At 60.1% G+C, this 15,936-nt stretch carries 13 protein-coding genes and 1 pseudogene; 11 read left to right on the forward strand and 3 right to left on the reverse strand.

What is annotated here, in order from left to right; all coding sequences use genetic code 11:
- Positions 1-99: 99 nt before the first annotated feature.
- A complete protein-coding gene (locus AC3WWR_RS01145) occupies positions 100-864 on the reverse strand; it encodes a methyl-accepting chemotaxis protein (RefSeq protein ID WP_370628229.1) in 765 nt (254 codons plus the stop codon).
- A 93-nt stretch (positions 865-957) separates the two neighbouring features.
- Positions 958-1,992 (reverse strand): annotated as a pseudogene (locus tag AC3WWR_RS01150) (HAMP domain-containing protein); the annotation flags it as partial.
- A 280-nt stretch (positions 1,993-2,272) separates the two neighbouring features.
- On the opposite strand from AC3WWR_RS01150, the gene AC3WWR_RS01155 reads away from it, so the two are divergent.
- Positions 2,273-2,527: a hypothetical protein gene (locus AC3WWR_RS01155; RefSeq protein WP_020797438.1), complete on the forward strand. Its 255-nt coding sequence runs from the start codon at positions 2,273-2,275 to the stop codon at positions 2,525-2,527.
- Between the two features lie 31 nt (positions 2,528-2,558).
- Positions 2,559-3,128, forward strand: a complete 570-nt coding sequence (locus tag AC3WWR_RS01160; RefSeq protein WP_492598405.1) for a lipocalin family protein — start codon at positions 2,559-2,561, stop codon at positions 3,126-3,128.
- 120 nt (positions 3,129-3,248) lie between these two features.
- Here AC3WWR_RS01160 and AC3WWR_RS01165 read toward each other — a convergent pair whose 3' ends face one another.
- Positions 3,249-4,613: a formimidoylglutamate deiminase gene (locus AC3WWR_RS01165; RefSeq protein WP_020797440.1), complete on the reverse strand. Its 1,365-nt coding sequence runs from the start codon at positions 4,611-4,613 to the stop codon at positions 3,249-3,251.
- Positions 4,614-4,759: 146 nt separating this feature from the next.
- Here AC3WWR_RS01165 and hutC point away from each other — a divergent pair, with 146 nt between their 5' ends.
- From hutC to hutH (AC3WWR_RS01210), 9 genes are all read left to right on the forward strand, one after another.
- Positions 4,760-5,470, forward strand: a complete 711-nt coding sequence (hutC, locus tag AC3WWR_RS01170) for a histidine utilization transcriptional repressor HutC (RefSeq protein ID WP_162135916.1) — start codon at positions 4,760-4,762, stop codon at positions 5,468-5,470.
- Positions 5,467-6,036 carry a HutD/Ves family protein gene (locus AC3WWR_RS01175; RefSeq protein WP_492598406.1) on the forward strand — a complete coding sequence of 190 codons (570 nt, stop codon included), beginning with the start codon at positions 5,467-5,469 and terminating at the stop codon, positions 6,034-6,036. The genes hutC and AC3WWR_RS01175 overlap by 4 nt, the downstream gene beginning before the upstream one ends.
- A gap of 445 nt (positions 6,037-6,481) precedes the next feature.
- Positions 6,482-8,164 carry a urocanate hydratase gene (hutU, locus tag AC3WWR_RS01180; RefSeq protein ID WP_083350018.1) on the forward strand — a complete coding sequence of 561 codons (1,683 nt, stop codon included), beginning with the start codon at positions 6,482-6,484 and terminating at the stop codon, positions 8,162-8,164.
- 169 nt (positions 8,165-8,333) lie between these two features.
- Positions 8,334-9,806 (forward strand): purine-cytosine permease family protein, encoded by a 1,473-nt coding sequence (locus AC3WWR_RS01185; protein ID WP_492598407.1) that lies wholly within the window; start codon positions 8,334-8,336, stop codon positions 9,804-9,806.
- A 69-nt stretch (positions 9,807-9,875) separates the two neighbouring features.
- Positions 9,876-10,844 (forward strand): ABC transporter substrate-binding protein, encoded by a 969-nt coding sequence (locus tag AC3WWR_RS01190; protein ID WP_020798508.1) that lies wholly within the window; start codon positions 9,876-9,878, stop codon positions 10,842-10,844.
- A 70-nt stretch (positions 10,845-10,914) separates the two neighbouring features.
- Positions 10,915-11,766: an ABC transporter permease gene (locus AC3WWR_RS01195; protein ID WP_008058061.1), complete on the forward strand. Its 852-nt coding sequence runs from the start codon at positions 10,915-10,917 to the stop codon at positions 11,764-11,766.
- Positions 11,763-12,593: a quaternary amine ABC transporter ATP-binding protein gene (locus tag AC3WWR_RS01200; RefSeq protein WP_020798509.1), complete on the forward strand. Its 831-nt coding sequence runs from the start codon at positions 11,763-11,765 to the stop codon at positions 12,591-12,593. The genes AC3WWR_RS01195 and AC3WWR_RS01200 overlap by 4 nt, the downstream gene beginning before the upstream one ends.
- A gap of 157 nt (positions 12,594-12,750) precedes the next feature.
- Positions 12,751-14,274, forward strand: a complete 1,524-nt coding sequence (gene hutH, locus AC3WWR_RS01205; RefSeq protein ID WP_033042749.1) for a histidine ammonia-lyase — start codon at positions 12,751-12,753, stop codon at positions 14,272-14,274.
- 118 nt (positions 14,275-14,392) lie between these two features.
- The gene (hutH, locus tag AC3WWR_RS01210; RefSeq protein WP_492598408.1) at positions 14,393-15,925 is read left to right on the forward strand and encodes a histidine ammonia-lyase; all 1,533 of its coding nucleotides are present in this window, start codon (positions 14,393-14,395) and stop codon (positions 15,923-15,925) included.
- Positions 15,926-15,936: the final 11 nt, after the last annotated feature.

Consider the following 15,936-nt stretch of genomic DNA (forward strand, 5'->3'; position numbering starts at 1 on the left):
AGCCAGCTCCCACAGTGTTTTGTGGTGTAACACAAATAGTGTGGACACCAGGATACCTGTGGGAGCGGGCTTGCCCGCGATGAGGCCGGTGAGATCGCCTTAGATTCTGAAACTACCCACCAACTGCTTCAACCGCGCCGCCTGCTGTTCAAGATCAGCACATGCACGCAAGGTCGACTGCAGGTTCTCCACGCCTTCCTGGTTCAGCGTGTTGATCTCGGTGATGTCGACGTTGATCGATTCCACCACGGCTGTCTGTTCTTCCGTTGCGGTCGCAACGGATTGGTTCATTCCATCGATTTCGCCGATGCGCTGGGTCACGCTGCCCAGGCGCTCGCCGGCCTGGTTGGCGATACCGACGCTGCTTTCGCTCTGACGCTGGCTGTCGGTCATGATGGTGACCGCTTCCCGGGCGCCGACTTGCAGTTCCTCGATCATCTTCTGCACTTGCTGCGCCGAGTCCTGTGTGCGGTGGGCGAGGTTGCGCACTTCGTCGGCGACCACCGCAAAACCACGTCCGGCTTCACCGGCGCGCGCGGCTTCAATCGCCGCGTTGAGCGCCAGCAGGTTGGTTTGCTGGGAGATGCTGGTGATCACCTCCAGAATCTGCCCGATGTTGACGGTGTTGCTGTTTAGCGTCTCGATGTTGCCGCACGAGTCGCTGATCTTTGCCGACAGCTGGTGCATCGCCGAGATGGTTTTATCCACCACCTGCTGGCCCTCTTCGGCCAGCGCGCGCGCATCGCTCGAGTGCTGTGAGGCGAGGGCGGCGTTCTGGGCGATCTCCTGGGCGGCGGCGCCGAGCTGATTGATCGCGGCGGCGACGCTGCTGGTGCGGGAGGCTTGCTGATCGGAGTTGAACATCGACGAATTGGACGCGGCGACAACGCGCAGGGCCACTTCGTTGACTTGGCCCGTGGCCGAGGACACTTCGCTGATCGAGGTGTGGATGCGTTCAACGAAACGGTTGAATGACAGCCCCAGTGCACCGAATTCGTCATGGCCGTGGATGGTCAGGCGTTTGGTCAGGTCACCTTCGCCCTCGGCGATGTCGTGCATGGCACGGCCCATGGTCAGCAACGGCTGCATCAGGAAACTGATCAACATGCCCAGCAACGTGATGATGATCACCACTGCAATCACCATGGCAATGATCGCCGAGGTGCGGAATTCGCTCAGCATCGAGAACGCGGTGTCCTGGTCCAGCACCAGTGCCACGTACCAGTCTGCAGACGGCACCCCGTTGACATGGGTGAAGGAGATGAACTGGCTTTTGCCGTCGATCTCGACTTCTTTCATGCCCGGGCTGACCGTCGGCGCACCGTTAGGGTAAGCGTCGGTGAGGTTCTTGAGTACCCATTTGCTGTCCGGGTGAATCAGGATCTTGCCGTCGGCACCCACGATGAAGGCATGGCCGTGGCCGCCGAAGTTCAGCGAGTTGATGATCGCACTGACGCTCGACAGGTCGATGTCGGCGCCGGCAACGCCAATCATCTGGCCCTGGCGCTGAACCGGGGTTGCCACCGTGATCACCAGCTTGCCGGAAGAGGCGGCGATGTACGGTTCGGTGACGATGGTCTGTTGCGCGCTGTTCGCAGCCTTGTACCAGCCGCGGGTGCGCGGGTCGTAATCCGGCGCGCGATTGCCCGCCGGGACCGAGAACATCACGCCATCGGCGCCACCGAAGTAACTCAACTGAAAGTTGCCGGTGTAGGCGGGCAGGTCGATGATTCGTTTCAGGCTGGCGGGGGCGTTACCGTCGGCACTGACCTGCTGGGCCATTGATTGCAGCAATTGCATGCGGCTTTCCAGCCAGGTCTGGATATTGCTGGTGGTCAGGCTGCCAAGTTCCTGCATCGAGGCTTCGGTGCTGCTGCGCAAGGTCTGGCGCTGGCGATAGTCGTTGAACAGGATGAAACAAGCGAATGCGACGGCCACCACGAGGGCGGCAGCCAACAAGATCTTGTGGCTGAATTTCATGTTTCTGGTCATTGGATGAGCTACCGCAGGAGATCGGGTCTACAAAAGGGGAAGCAAATGCCACGGGCGTGGCTTAGCGTTGCTTGTATGTCGACAGAACGGCGCCAAAGATTAGACGCTTTATGCAAAAACCGATGAAATACCCGGACGGCGGGACGAAGTTCCTAATTTTTGTGAAAAGACAGACGAGCGGCCTGATAAATAGCCCGTCGGGCAGGGAACCAGATAGGGCTTTTCTCTTCTAAGGTTCAGCTTGGCAGTCATGCCAATACCCTCGTCCGTGGAGTTTCACATGTCGCTGCGATCCATCGCCCTGCTATCGTTTTGCGTGTTGTTGGCTGCGTGCAGCAAGGTCAATCAGGAAAACTACTCAAAGCTGTCGTCAGGAATGGCCAAGGCCGAGGTCGAGACCCTCTTGGGCAAACCTACCGATTGCTCAGGCGCGCTTGGAATGTCCAGTTGCACATGGGGCGACCAGAAGAGCTTTATCAGCGTGCAGTTCGCCGGTGACAAAGTGTTGATGTTTTCCGGCCAAGGCCTGAAGTAAACCGGGGCCACGTGCCCGCGGGAGAAAAACAATGAAGCGGTTATTGATCATGCTTTTTGCCGGCCTGGTGTTGGCCGGCTGTGCCAGTTCTGGCCAGGACCCGTTGGCGCCCAAAACCGCCAACAGTGTCAATCTCAAGCGCTATCAAGGTACCTGGTACGAGTTGGCGCGACTGCCGATGTACTTCCAGCGCGACTGTGCGCAGTCCGAAGCCCACTACACACTCAAGCCTGACGGTAACGTCGCGGTGTTGAATCGCTGCTTGACCCCGCAGTGGGAATGGGAAGAGGTCAGGGGCACGGCTTATCCACAGGTGCCAGGCAAGACCGACAAATTGTGGGTTGAATTCGATACCTGGTTTTCAAGGTTGATACCGGGTGTGGCGAAGGGCGAATACTGGGTGTTGTACGTCAGCGATGACTACAAGACTGCCATCGTTGGCGATCCTAGCCGCCGTTACCTGTGGTTGTTAGCGCGCACCCCGACCGTCAACGGTGTGGTGCGTGAAGAGTTGCTGAGCAAGGCGCGTCAGCAGGGTTACGACACCACGCGGCTGATCTGGCGAGCGTCGGATACGCAGATGGCCAAGACCTCCCACTGACGGTTAGCGCATAATCATTGTGGGAGCGAGCCTGCTCGCGAAGAGGGCGTGTCAGTTGACAGAGCTGTTGACTGAGACACCGCTTTCGCGAGCAGGCTCGCTCCCACAGTTGTTTTGGGGTCAGCCCAGGAGTTCGCGCAGGACTTGAGTGAAGGCGCGGCTGCTTTCCTCTTCCCCGGCATGACGTCCGTCACGCACGACCCACTGGCCATTGACCAGCACATCACGCACCTGACGATCTCCACCGGCAAACAACCAGCGATTCAGGATTCCATCGCCGCTCGCAGTGGCCAGGTATGGATCACTGCCGTCCAGTACCAGCCAGTCCGCACGCTTGCCAACCTCCAATGCACCTATCGGTTGCCCCAACGCCTGCGCACCGCCGTCCAGTGCAGCATCAAATAGCGTGCGGCCGACCATCGGCTGATCCGCGCCATACAAGCGATTGCGCCGTTGATCACGCAGGCGTTGCCCGTATTCCAGCCAACGCAGTTCTTCCACAACGCTCAACGACACATGGCTATCGGAACCAATGCCCATGCGCCCGCCCTGAGCAAGAAAATCCACCGCCGGGAATATCCCGTCGCCCAAGTTGGCTTCGGTGGTCAGGCACAAGCCGGCAATGGCCCGGCTCTTGGCCATCAGCGTGACTTCTTCCGGGTTGGCGTGGGTGGCGTGGACCAGGCACCAGCGTTGATCGACTTCGGTATTTTCATACAGCCATTGCAGTGGACGACGACCGCTCCAGCTCAAGCAGTCGTCCACTTCCTTTTGCTGTTCGGCAATGTGAATGTGCACCGGGCATTGCTTGTCGCTGGCCGCCAGCACTTCGCTGATCTGCTGCGGTGTGACCGCACGCAATGAGTGGAAACACAAACCCAGGGACTGTGCGGGTTGTTGCGCCAGTATCGGCTGCAGTCGCGATTGCAGCTTGAGGTAGTTCTCGGTGCTGTTGATAAAGCGACGCTGACCGTCGTTTGGCGTCTGGCCACCGAAACCTGAGTGGCTGTAGAGCACTGGCAGCAGGGTCAGGCCGATACCGGCGGCGCTGGCGGCCTGGCTGATGCGCAGCGCCAGTTCGGCGGGATCCGCGTAAGGCTGGCCGTGGGTGTCGTGGTGCACGTAATGAAATTCGGCCACCGAGGTGTAGCCTGCCTTGAGCATTTCGATGTACAGCTGGCGGGCAATGACGCCGAGTTGTTCCGGGCTGATTTTTCCGACGAGGCGATACATCAGGTCGCGCCAGGTCCAGAAACTGTCATTCGGGTTGCCTGCCACTTCCGCCAGCCCGGCCATGGCCCGCTGGAAGGCGTGGGAGTGCAGGTTCGGCATGCCTGGCAGCAGCGGACCGCTCAACCGTTCGGCGTCATCTGCATGGGAGTCGGCCTGGATATGGGTCAGGACGCCATCGGCGCTGACCTCAAGACGTACATTGTTGGCCCATCCGTTAGGCAGCAGCGCGCGTTCGGCAAAGAAGGCGGACATGGTTCAGCACCCCATCGTGTGTTATTTGTATATACATATACAGACGTTTGCCTGCCCGGTAAACTCCGGCAAGCTAGCGATATCAATCAAACGACCAAGGATTAACCGTGCCGACTCCGCCTCCAGTCTCTCCGTTGGCCGCGAACATGGGCGACAGTCCGGCGCCCTTGTACGCCCGCGTCAAACAGATGATCACCCAGCAAATCGACAGCGGTAACTGGCCGCCGCATTACCGCGTTCCGTCGGAAAGCGAGTTGGTCAGCCAGCTGGGTTTCAGCCGCATGACCATCAACCGCGCGTTGCGCGAAATGACCGCCGACGGTCTGTTGGTGCGCATGCAGGGTGTCGGCACGTTCGTCGCCGAGCCAAAAAGCCAGTCCGCGCTGTTTGAAGTGCACAACATTGCCGACGAAATCGCCTCCCGTGGCCATCGCCACACCTGCAAGGTGATCACTCTTGAAGAAGAGGCCGCAGGCTCCGAACGTGCCCTGGCGCTGGACATGCGTGAAGGGCAGAAAGTGTTCCACTCGTTGATCGTGCATTTCGAAAACGATATCCCGGTGCAAATCGAAGACCGTTTCGTCAACGCACTGGTGGCGCCTGACTACCTCAAGCAGGACTTCACCTTGCAAACGCCGTACGCCTATCTGAACCAGGTCGCGCCGCTGACCGAAGGCGAACACGTGGTCGAGGCGATTCTGGCCGAGCCGTCCGAATGCAAGTTGCTGCAGATTGAAAAAGGCGAGCCGTGCCTGCTGATCCGTCGCCGCACCTGGTCCGGCCGTCAGCCGGTGACCGCCGCCCGCCTGATCCACCCCGGTTCCCGTCATCGTCTGGAAGGACGCTTTCATAAATGAGCAGTTTGAAAGTTTTACGCGCCAAAGATTACCCGCGCATGCCGTGGAAAAACGGCGGCGGCAGCACCGAAGAGATCACCCGTGATGCCGGGACTGGCCTGGACGGTTTCGGCTGGCGCCTGTCGATCGCCGACATTGGCGAGTCGGGCGGGTTTTCCACCTTCGCCGGCTATGAGCGAATCATCACCGTGTTGCAGGGCGATGGCATGACCCTGTCGGTCGACGGTCAGGTCACGCGGCCATTGTTACCGATCGATCCATTTGCCTTCAGCGGCGAGAGCCAGGTGTCGTGCACCTTGCTGGGTGGGCCGATCCGCGATTTCAACCTGATATACGCGCCGCAATGTTACAGCGCACGGCTGCAATGGCTGAGCGGTGAGCAACGGTTTTTCAGTGAGGCGGGGATTGTGCTGGTGTTCAGCGTCAGCGATGCGCTTGAGGTGAAGGTCGGTAACGCTGCTTCGCAACTCGGTCGTCATGATTGCCTGCAACTCATCGGTAACACCGGCCTGCTGGAAGTCTCCAGTAATGGTGCCTGCTGCGTGATCGAGCTCACCGCACGCTGATTCAAAATCCTTAAAAGATCGCAGCCTTCGGCAGCTCCTACATTGAATGGTGTAAACCCTGTAGGAGCTGCCGAAGGCTGCGATCTTTTGCTTTCCAGCGTTCCCGAACGCGCACCACTTTGTTACCGAACGCCCCAGCGTGGCGCAAAACCACGTTCAAGTAACAACGCCACCCCTCTTCAAAAAATCCCCTCGAAAATTTTCATCTACGCCGCAGCCCTTGATCCAGGCGCTCTCCAGCCATTTCAGAATTTTTCTTGAATGCTCATCCAACAAGTTGGCCGCTTGATTGCATATGCTTGTATGTACAAGTAAAGACGTATGCGTATGAGTCGGTCGAGACTCCCCGCAACGTCCACTGATTCGCTTGTGGCGCGTTGACGCGCACAGGCTGGCTTACCCACCGCCAGGGTTGGTTTGGATTGATCGCTGAGGAGTCTTTTTCGTGACTGACAATAAAACTACCAAGTTTCGTGACGTTGAAATCCGCGCTGCCCGCGGTAACAAGCTGACCGCCAAGAGCTGGCTGACCGAAGCGCCGCTGCGCATGCTGATGAACAACCTCGACCCGGAAGTCGCCGAGAACCCCAAGGAACTGGTGGTGTACGGTGGTATCGGTCGTGCGGCACGTAACTGGGAGTGCTACGACAAGATCGTCGAGAGCCTGACCAACCTGAATGACGACGAGACCCTGCTGGTGCAATCCGGCAAGCCGGTCGGCGTGTTCAAGACCCACGCCAACGCCCCGCGCGTCCTGATCGCCAACTCCAACCTGGTACCGCACTGGGCGAGCTGGGAGCACTTCAACGAGCTCGACGCCAAAGGCCTGGCCATGTATGGCCAGATGACCGCCGGCAGCTGGATCTACATCGGCAGCCAGGGCATCGTCCAGGGCACCTACGAAACCTTCGTCGAAGCCGGTCGCCAACACTACAACGATGATCTTAAAGGCAAGTGGGTACTGACCGCCGGACTGGGCGGCATGGGTGGTGCGCAGCCTCTGGCTGCCACCTTGGCCGGTGCATGCTCGCTGAACATCGAATGCCAGCAGGTCAGCATCGATTTTCGCCTGAAAAGCCGTTACGTCGACGAGCAAGCCAAAGACCTCGACGACGCTCTGGCGCGCATCGCCAAATACACCAAGGAAGGCAAGGCGATCTCCATCGCCCTGTTGGGTAACGCCGCTGAAATCCTGCCGGAACTGGTCAAGCGCGGCGTGCGCCCGGACATGGTCACCGACCAGACCAGCGCCCACGACCCGCTCAACGGTTACCTGCCAGCTGGCTGGACCTGGGACGAGTATCGCGCCCGCGCCAAGACCGAACCGGCTGCGGTGATCAAGGCCGCCAAGCAATCGATGGCCGTGCACGTCAAGGCGATGCTCGCCTTCCAAAAACAAGGCATCCCGACCTTCGACTACGGCAACAACATCCGTCAGATGGCCCAGGAAGAAGGCGTGGAAAACGCATTCGACTTCCCGGGTTTCGTACCGGCCTACATCCGTCCGCTGTTCTGCCGTGGCATCGGCCCGTTCCGTTGGGCTGCGCTGTCGGGCAACGCTGAAGACATCTATAAGACCGACGCCAAGGTAAAAGAGCTGATTCCGGACGACGCCCACCTGCACAACTGGCTGGACATGGCGCGCGAGCGCATCAGCTTCCAGGGCCTGCCGGCACGTATCTGCTGGGTTGGCCTGGGCCTGCGCGCCAAGCTGGGCCTGGCGTTCAACGAAATGGTGCGTAGCGGTGAGCTGTCGGCGCCCATCGTGATCGGTCGCGACCACCTGGATTCCGGTTCTGTTGCCAGCCCGAACCGCGAAACCGAATCGATGCAGGACGGTTCCGATGCCGTGTCCGACTGGCCACTGCTCAACGCCCTGCTCAACACCGCAAGCGGCGCGACCTGGGTTTCCCTGCACCACGGCGGCGGCGTCGGCATGGGCTTCTCCCAGCACTCGGGCATGGTGATTGTCTGCGACGGCACCGATGAAGCGGCCGAGCGTATCGCCCGCGTCCTGCACAACGACCCGGCGACGGGCGTCATGCGCCACGCCGATGCCGGTTACCAGATCGCGATCGACTGCGCGAAGGAGCAGGGGCTGAACCTGCCGATGATCACCGGTAAATAAAAATGCGGGCCGCCTGTAATGGGTGGCCCGACGCATAACCTGTAGGAGCTGCCGCAGACTGCGATCTTTTGGCGTCATCAGTGACGCCGAAGATCAAAAGATCGCAGCCTGCGGCAGCTCCTACATAGAACAAAAACGACATCGACAAACAATCCACAGAGGTTGAATCATGGCTGTCAGCAGCGAGCGTGCAGGCAACAAACCGTTGATCGAGAAACGTTCGATCGACTACATCCCGGAAGCGGAAAGACACGGTCGTCTGTTTAGCCAGTTCACCCTGTGGATGGGTGCCAACCTGCAAATCACCGCGATTGTCACCGGGGCCCTGGCCGTGGTGCTGGGTGGTGACGTGTTCTGGTCGTTCATCGGTTTGCTGATCGGGCAAGTGCTCGGCGGCGGCGTAATGGCGTTGCATGCCGCGCAAGGCCCCAAGCTTGGCCTGCCGCAAATGATCTCCAGCCGCGTGCAGTTCGGCGTGTATGGTGCGGCGATCCCGATCGTGCTGGTGTGCCTGATGTACCTCGGTTTCACCGCAACAGGGACCGTGCTTTCCGGCCAGGCGCTGGGCCAGTTGTTTGGCGTCAGCGACAGCGTCGGGATCCTCATCTTCGCCAGTGTCATCGTGCTGGTCACGGTGCTCGGTTATCGGGTGATCCATTGGATCGGCCGTGTTGCCAGTGTCATTGGTGTGATTGCCTTTGTTTACCTGTTCAGCCGTCTGATGAGCCAGGTTGACGTTGGCGCACTGTTGCAGATCCGCCACTTCAGCTGGAGCAGTTTCTTGCTCGCGGTGTCGCTTGCGGCGTCCTGGCAAATCGCTTTCGGCCCTTACGTGGCCGACTATTCACGTTACCTGCCGAGCAAGACTTCCTCGGTGAAAACCTTTTTTGCCGCTGGCGCAGGTTCGGTGATTGGTGCACAGGTGGCGATGATCCTCGGCGTGTTCGCTGCCGCTTCGGCCAACGGGCAATTCGCCGGTCACGAAGTGGCCTACATCGTCGGCCTGGGCGGTACCGGTGCCACTGCTGCGCTGCTGTACTTCAGCATCGCGTTCGGCAAGGTCACCATTTCCACACTGAACTCATACGGCAGCTTCATGTGCATCGCGACCATCATCAGCGGTTTCCGTGGTGAGCTGAAAGTAACGCGCTTGCAGCGTCTGGTGTTCGTGCTGGGCATCGTCGGTGCTGCGACCCTGATGGCATTGCTCGGCCAGCACTCGTTCCTTGGTGCGTTCAAGTCCTTCATCCTGTTCCTGCTGGCGTTCTTCACGCCATGGAGCGCGATCAACCTGGTGGACTACTACTGCATCACCCGCGAGCGTTATGACGTGCCTGCGCTGGCCGATCCGAACGGTCGCTACGGTCGTTGGAACGCCCTTGGTATCAGCGTCTATGTTTTCGGTGTGCTGGTGCAGCTGCCGTTCATCGCCACCAAGTTCTATACCGGTCCGCTGGTGAATGCCCTCGGAGGGGTGGATATCTCCTGGATCATCGGTCTGGTGATCCCTGCAGCCCTGTACTACGTGTGTGCGAAAAAATGGCACGGCTCAGTGCCCGATCACCTGATCCTGCCGGTCGAGCAGGACAGCGTTGTAAAACCTATAACAAGCAGGGCCGGTCGTGCTGCGGCGCAGGCCTGATTGGACGTGGACAGGGCTGGATGCCTCTTGACTGCCGTAAGCCAATTCATGATTAGGAGCGTCATTACAATGAAATCGAACAAGACCCTGCTGACCACATTGCTTTCCATGGGCCTGCTCGCCAGTGCCGGCGCCACTCAGGCGGCGGGTTGGTGCGAGTCGGGCAAACCGGTGAAATTCGCCGGCCTGAACTGGGAAAGCGCCATGTTGCTGACCGACGTGATGCAAGTCGTGTTGGAAAAAGGCTACGACTGCAAGACCGACAGCCTGCCGGGCAACTCCATCACCATGGAAAACGCCCTGAGCAGCAACGATATCCAGGTGTTCGCCGAAGAGTGGGTCGGCCGCAGCGAGGTCTGGAACAAGGCAGAGAAGGCTGGCAAGGTCGTCGGTGTCGGCGCTCCCGTCGTCGGCGCGATCGAAGGCTGGTACGTGCCGCGCTACGTGATCGAAGGCGATGCCAAGCGCAAGCTGGAAGCCAAGGCCCCGGACCTGAAAAACATCGCTGACCTGGGCAAATACTCCGCCGTGTTCAAGGACGCTGAAGAGCCATCCAAAGGGCGTTTCTACAACTGCCCGGCCGGCTGGACCTGTGAGCTGGACAACAGCGAAATGCTCAAGAGCTACGGCCTGGAAAGCACCTACACCAACTTCCGCCCTGGCACCGGCCCGGCGCTGGATGCCGCCGTACTGTCTAGCTACAAGCGCGGCGAGCCGATCCTTTTCTACTACTGGTCGCCAACGCCGTTGATGGGCCAGGTCGACGTAGTGAAGCTCGAAGAGAAACCCGGTGTGAACAAGACCGTGACCATCAAGGTCGGCCTGTCCAAGACTTTCCACGACGAAGCACCGGAACTGGTGGCCGTGCTGGACAAGGTCAACATTCCGATCGACCTGCTGAACCAGAATCTGGGTCGCATGACCAAAGAGCGGATCGAGTCGCCAAAACTGGCCAAGATCTTCTTGAAGGAACATCCTGAAGTCTGGCACGCCTGGGTAAGTGAAGACGCAGCCAAGAAAATCGACGCGGCCTTGTAGGTTGGGCTTCTCCGGCGGTCGGTAACGGCTGTCGGATGCTTGATCGCAACCCCTTGATTGAGAGTCTCTTATGTTTCCCGAAAGCTTTACCTTTTCCATCGCCGACTGGGTCAACGGTTGGGTCGATTCGCTGGTCACCAACTACGGCGATGTGTTCCGCAGCATCTCCGACACCCTGTTGTGGGCCATCGTCAATCTTGAAGGGCTGCTGCGTGCGGCGCCCTGGTGGCTGATGCTGGCAATCGTGGCGGGCGTTGCCTGGCATGCCACCCGCAAAGTCGTGACCACCGCCGTGATCGTCGGCTTACTGTTCCTGGTGGGCGCGGTTGGCCTCTGGGACAAGCTCATGCAGACCCTGGCGCTAATGATGGTGGCCACGGTCATTTCGGTGCTGATCGGCATCCCGTTGGGCATCCTCTCGGCGCGCAGCAATCGCCTGCGTTCGGTACTGATGCCGTTGCTGGACATCATGCAGACCATGCCGAGCTTCGTGTACCTGATCCCGGTGCTGATGCTGTTCGGCCTGGGCAAGGTTCCGGCGATTTTCGCGACCGTGATCTACGCCGCGCCACCGCTGATCCGTTTGACCGACCTGGGTATTCGCCAGGTTGACGGCGAGGTGATGGAAGCGATCAACGCCTTCGGTGCCAACCGTTGGCAGCAACTGTTCGGCGTGCAACTGCCGCTGGCCCTGCCGAGCATCATGGCCGGGATCAACCAGACCACCATGATGGCCCTGTCGATGGTGGTGATCGCCTCGATGATCGGTGCCCGTGGCTTGGGCGAAGACGTGTTGGTGGGGATTCAGACCCTCAACGTTGGACGCGGCCTGGAAGCCGGTCTGGCGATCGTGATTCTGGCAGTGGTGATCGACCGCATAACACAAGCGTACGGTCGCGCACGGCATGAGGTGAGCAAATGAACAACGCAACCGTGAGCAAGATTGAAGTCAAGAACGTCTTCAAGATTTTCGGCAACCGCGCCAAGGATGCCCTGGCGATGGTTGGCCAGGGTAAGACCAAGGATCAGGTGCTGGCCGAAACCGGCTGCGTGGTCGGGGTAAACGATTTGTCCCTGAGCATCGGCAGCGGCGAGATCTTCGTGATCATGGGCCTGTCGGGTTCCGGAAAATCCACCCTGGTACGTCACTTCAACCGCCTGATCGACCCGACCAGCGGCGCGATCCTGGTGGACGGTGTGGACATCCTGCAATACGACATGGAAGCCCTGCGCGAATTTCGCCGGCGCAAGATCAGCATGGTGTTCCAGAGCTTCGGCCTGCTGCCGCACAAGAGCGTGCTGGACAACGTCGCCTACGGCTTGAAAATCCGTGGCGAAAGCAAGCAGATGTGCGCCGAGCGCGCGCTGCACTGGATCAACACCGTGGGCCTCAAGGGCTACGAGAACAAATACCCGCACCAGCTCTCCGGCGGCATGCGTCAACGTGTGGGTTTGGCCCGTGCTTTGGCGGCGGACACCGACATCATCCTGATGGACGAAGCCTTCAGTGCCCTCGACCCGCTGATTCGCGCCGAGATGCAGGACCAGTTGCTGGAACTGCAGAAGACCCTGCACAAGACCATCGTCTTCATCACCCACGACCTCGACGAGGCTGTGCGCATCGGCAACCGCATCGCGATCCTCAAGGACGGCCGCCTGATCCAGGTCGGCACGCCGCGAGAGATCCTGCATTCGCCAGCGGATGAGTATGTCGACCGGTTCGTGCAGCGACGGGCGGCGGTGGTTTAAAGATGATCGTTCCCACGCTCTGCGTGGAAACGCATCCCGTGACGCTCTGCGTCACCCATGCGCAGGGCTCGAGCCTTACGTTGATTTCGGGACGCGGAGCGTCCCAGGCGGAATTCCCACGCAGAGCGTGGGAACGATCAGGATCAAGAGGTTGAAGATGTCCCAGGCTGAAAAAATCGTTATCGCCGATGCCCCGTTGCGTTGGCAGGATGTGGTTGCCGTAGCCCGCCATGGCGCACAGCTTGAGCTGTCGGAGCAGGCCTGGGCACGCATCGAAAATGCCCAGGCGATCGTCCAGCGCATCGTCACCAGCGGCGAACGCGCCTATGGCGTGAATACCGGGCTGGGCGCTTTGTGCAACGTCTCGCTCAAAGACGAACAACTCAGCCAACTGTCGCGCAATACCTTGCTCAGTCACGCCTGTGGCGTGGGTGCTCCACTGGCCGACGAGCAGACTCGCGCGATCATGTGCGCGGCGATCCGCAACTATTCCCACGGCAAATCCGGCATTCATCGCCGAGTGGTCGAAGCCTTGCTGGCGTTGCTCAATCGCGGCATCACTCCGCAAGTGCCGTCTCAGGGTTCGGTGGGCTACCTGACCCACATGGCCCACATCAGCATCGCCCTGCTGGGTGTCGGCAACGTCAGCTATCGCGGGCAAGTCGTCTCGGCGCAACAAGCGTTGGCCGAAGAGGGCCTGCAACCGGTTCAACTCGGCGCCAAGGACGGCCTGTGCCTGGTCAACGGTACGCCGTGCATGAGCGGCCTCAGTTGCCTGGCCATTGCCGACGCCACGCGCCTGCTGCAATGGGCCGATGTGATCAGCGCCATGAGCTTCGAGGCCCAGCGTGGCCAGATTGCAGCGTTCGATGCCGAGATCATCGCCCTCAAGCCGCATCCGGGCATGCAACAGGTCGGGATCAACTTGCGGGCGCTGCTCGATGGCAGTGAAGTGATTGCCCAAAGCAAAGGCATTCGTACGCAGGATGCATTGAGTATCCGCTCGATTCCGCAAGTGCACGGCGCCGCTCGCGATCAGCTTGAGCACGCGATCAAGCAAATCGAAACCGAACTCAATGGCTGCACGGATAACCCGTTGTTGCTGGGTACGCCGGACAACTTCCGCGTCATGTCCCAAGCCAATCCACACGGCCAGTCCGTGGCAATGGCGGCAGACCTGCTGGCGATTGCCATGGCCGAAATCGGCTCCATCGCCGAGCGTCGCCTGGACCGTTTGATCAACCCGCACGTCAGCGGCCTGCCGGCGTTCCTGGTGGCCAACCCGGGGGTGAACTCCGGGATGATGATCGTGCAGTACGTCGCTGCGTCGCTGTGTGCGGAAAATCGCCAACTGGCGCAACCGGCGGTGCTCGACAACTACGTCACCTCGGGCTTGCAGGAAGACCACCTGAGCATGGGCACCAACGCCGCATTGAAGCTGCACCGCGCGTTGGAAAACTGCACGCAGATTCTCGCCATCGAGTACTTGCTGGCGGCCCAGGCTTTCGAGTTCCTGAAAGAACAGCGTTTCGGGGCCGGCACCGATGCCGCGTGGCGCCTGCTGCGCGAACGCGTTCCGGCCTACGATCAGGACCGCTGGCTGGCGCCGGACATCGCCGCCGCTGCCGGCGTATTGAAAGACCCGGCTTTGTTGCAAAAGGCTTTACCGAATCTGAACTGATTTCCATACCAAACCAGCGTGCCAAGGCGCCAGCCCTTTCAAAAAGAGGGAAGCGACGGACAACGGATCAATCCGGAGCGTCTGGTAGTTAATAACAAACTCTCAAAAGGAGCATGAAATGACTGCGCTTAACTTGATTCCTGGCCAACTGAGCCTTGCCCAATTGCGTGATGTTTATCAGCAACCGGTCAAAATCACCCTCGACCACAGCGCCGCGGCCCAGATCGAAGCCAGCGTCGCCTGCGTGGAGCAGATCCTCGCCGAAAACCGCACCGCCTACGGTATCAACACCGGTTTCGGCCTGCTGGCCTCGACCCGCATTGCCAGCGAAGACCTGGAAAACCTGCAGCGCTCGCTGGTGCTGTCCCACGCTGCTGGTGTCGGCGAGCCGATTAGCGACGCGCTGGTGCGCCTGGTCATGGTGCTCAAGGTCAACAGCCTGAGCCGTGGTTTCTCCGGTATTCGTCGTGTAGTCATCGACGCGCTGATCGCCCTGATCAACGCCGAGGTGTATCCGCACATTCCGCTGAAAGGTTCGGTCGGAGCGTCCGGCGACCTGGCCCCGTTGGCGCACATGTCGCTGGTACTGCTGGGTGAAGGCAAGGCGCGCTACAAAGGCGAGTGGATGGAAGCGAGCGAAGCGCTGAAAGTCGCTGGCCTGACTCCGCTGACCCTGGCTGCGAAAGAAGGCCTGGCATTGCTCAATGGCACGCAAGTATCCACGGCTTTCGCCTTGCGCGGTCTGTTCGAAGGTGAGGACCTGTTCGCTGGAGCCCTGGCTCTGGGTGGCCTGACCGTTGAAGCGGTCCTGGGTTCGCGCTCGCCATTCGACGCACGCATTCACGCCGCCCGTGGCCAGAAAGGCCAGATCGATGCCGCTGCCGCCTACCGCGACCTGCTGGGCGAGCGCAGTGAAGTTTCTGATTCTCACCAGAACTGCGAAAAGGTCCAGGACCCGTACTCCCTGCGCTGCCAGCCGCAAGTCATGGGCGCCTGCCTGACCCAGTTCCGCCAGGCTGCCGAAGTGCTGGCGATCGAAGCCAACGCAGTATCCGACAACCCGCTGGTATTTGCCGCAGAAGGTGACGTGATTTCCGGCGGCAACTTCCACGCAGAACCGGTGGCCATGGCCGCTGACAACATGGCCTTGGCCATTGCTGAAATCGGCTCCCTGAGCGAGCGTCGCATTTCGTTGATGATGGACAAGCACATGTCGCAACTGCCGCCGTTCCTGGTGGCCAATGGCGGCGTCAATTCCGGCTTCATGATCGCCCAAGTGACCGCAGCGGCGCTGGCCAGCGAGAACAAGGCGCTGTCCCATCCGCATTCGGTGGACAGCCTGCCGACTTCCGCCAACCAGGAAGATCACGTGTCCATGGCTCCGGCCGCAGGCAAGCGTTTGTGGGAAATGGCCGAGAACACCCGTGGCATCCTGGCTGTGGAATGGCTGGCCGCCGCTCAGGGCCTGGACCTGCGCAATGGCCTGAAGACGTCGCCGAAGCTGGAAAAGGCTCGGGCCATCCTGCGTAAGGAAGTGCCGTTCTATGAGAAGGACCGCTTCTTTGCGCCGGACATCAATGCGGCGACTGAGTTGTTGGCTTCGCGTTGCTTGAATGAATTGGTCGCGGCGAAGTTGCTGCCTAGCCTCTAACCCGCCCCCAA

Source organism: Pseudomonas sp. EB271-G4-1, from assembly GCF_058791355.1.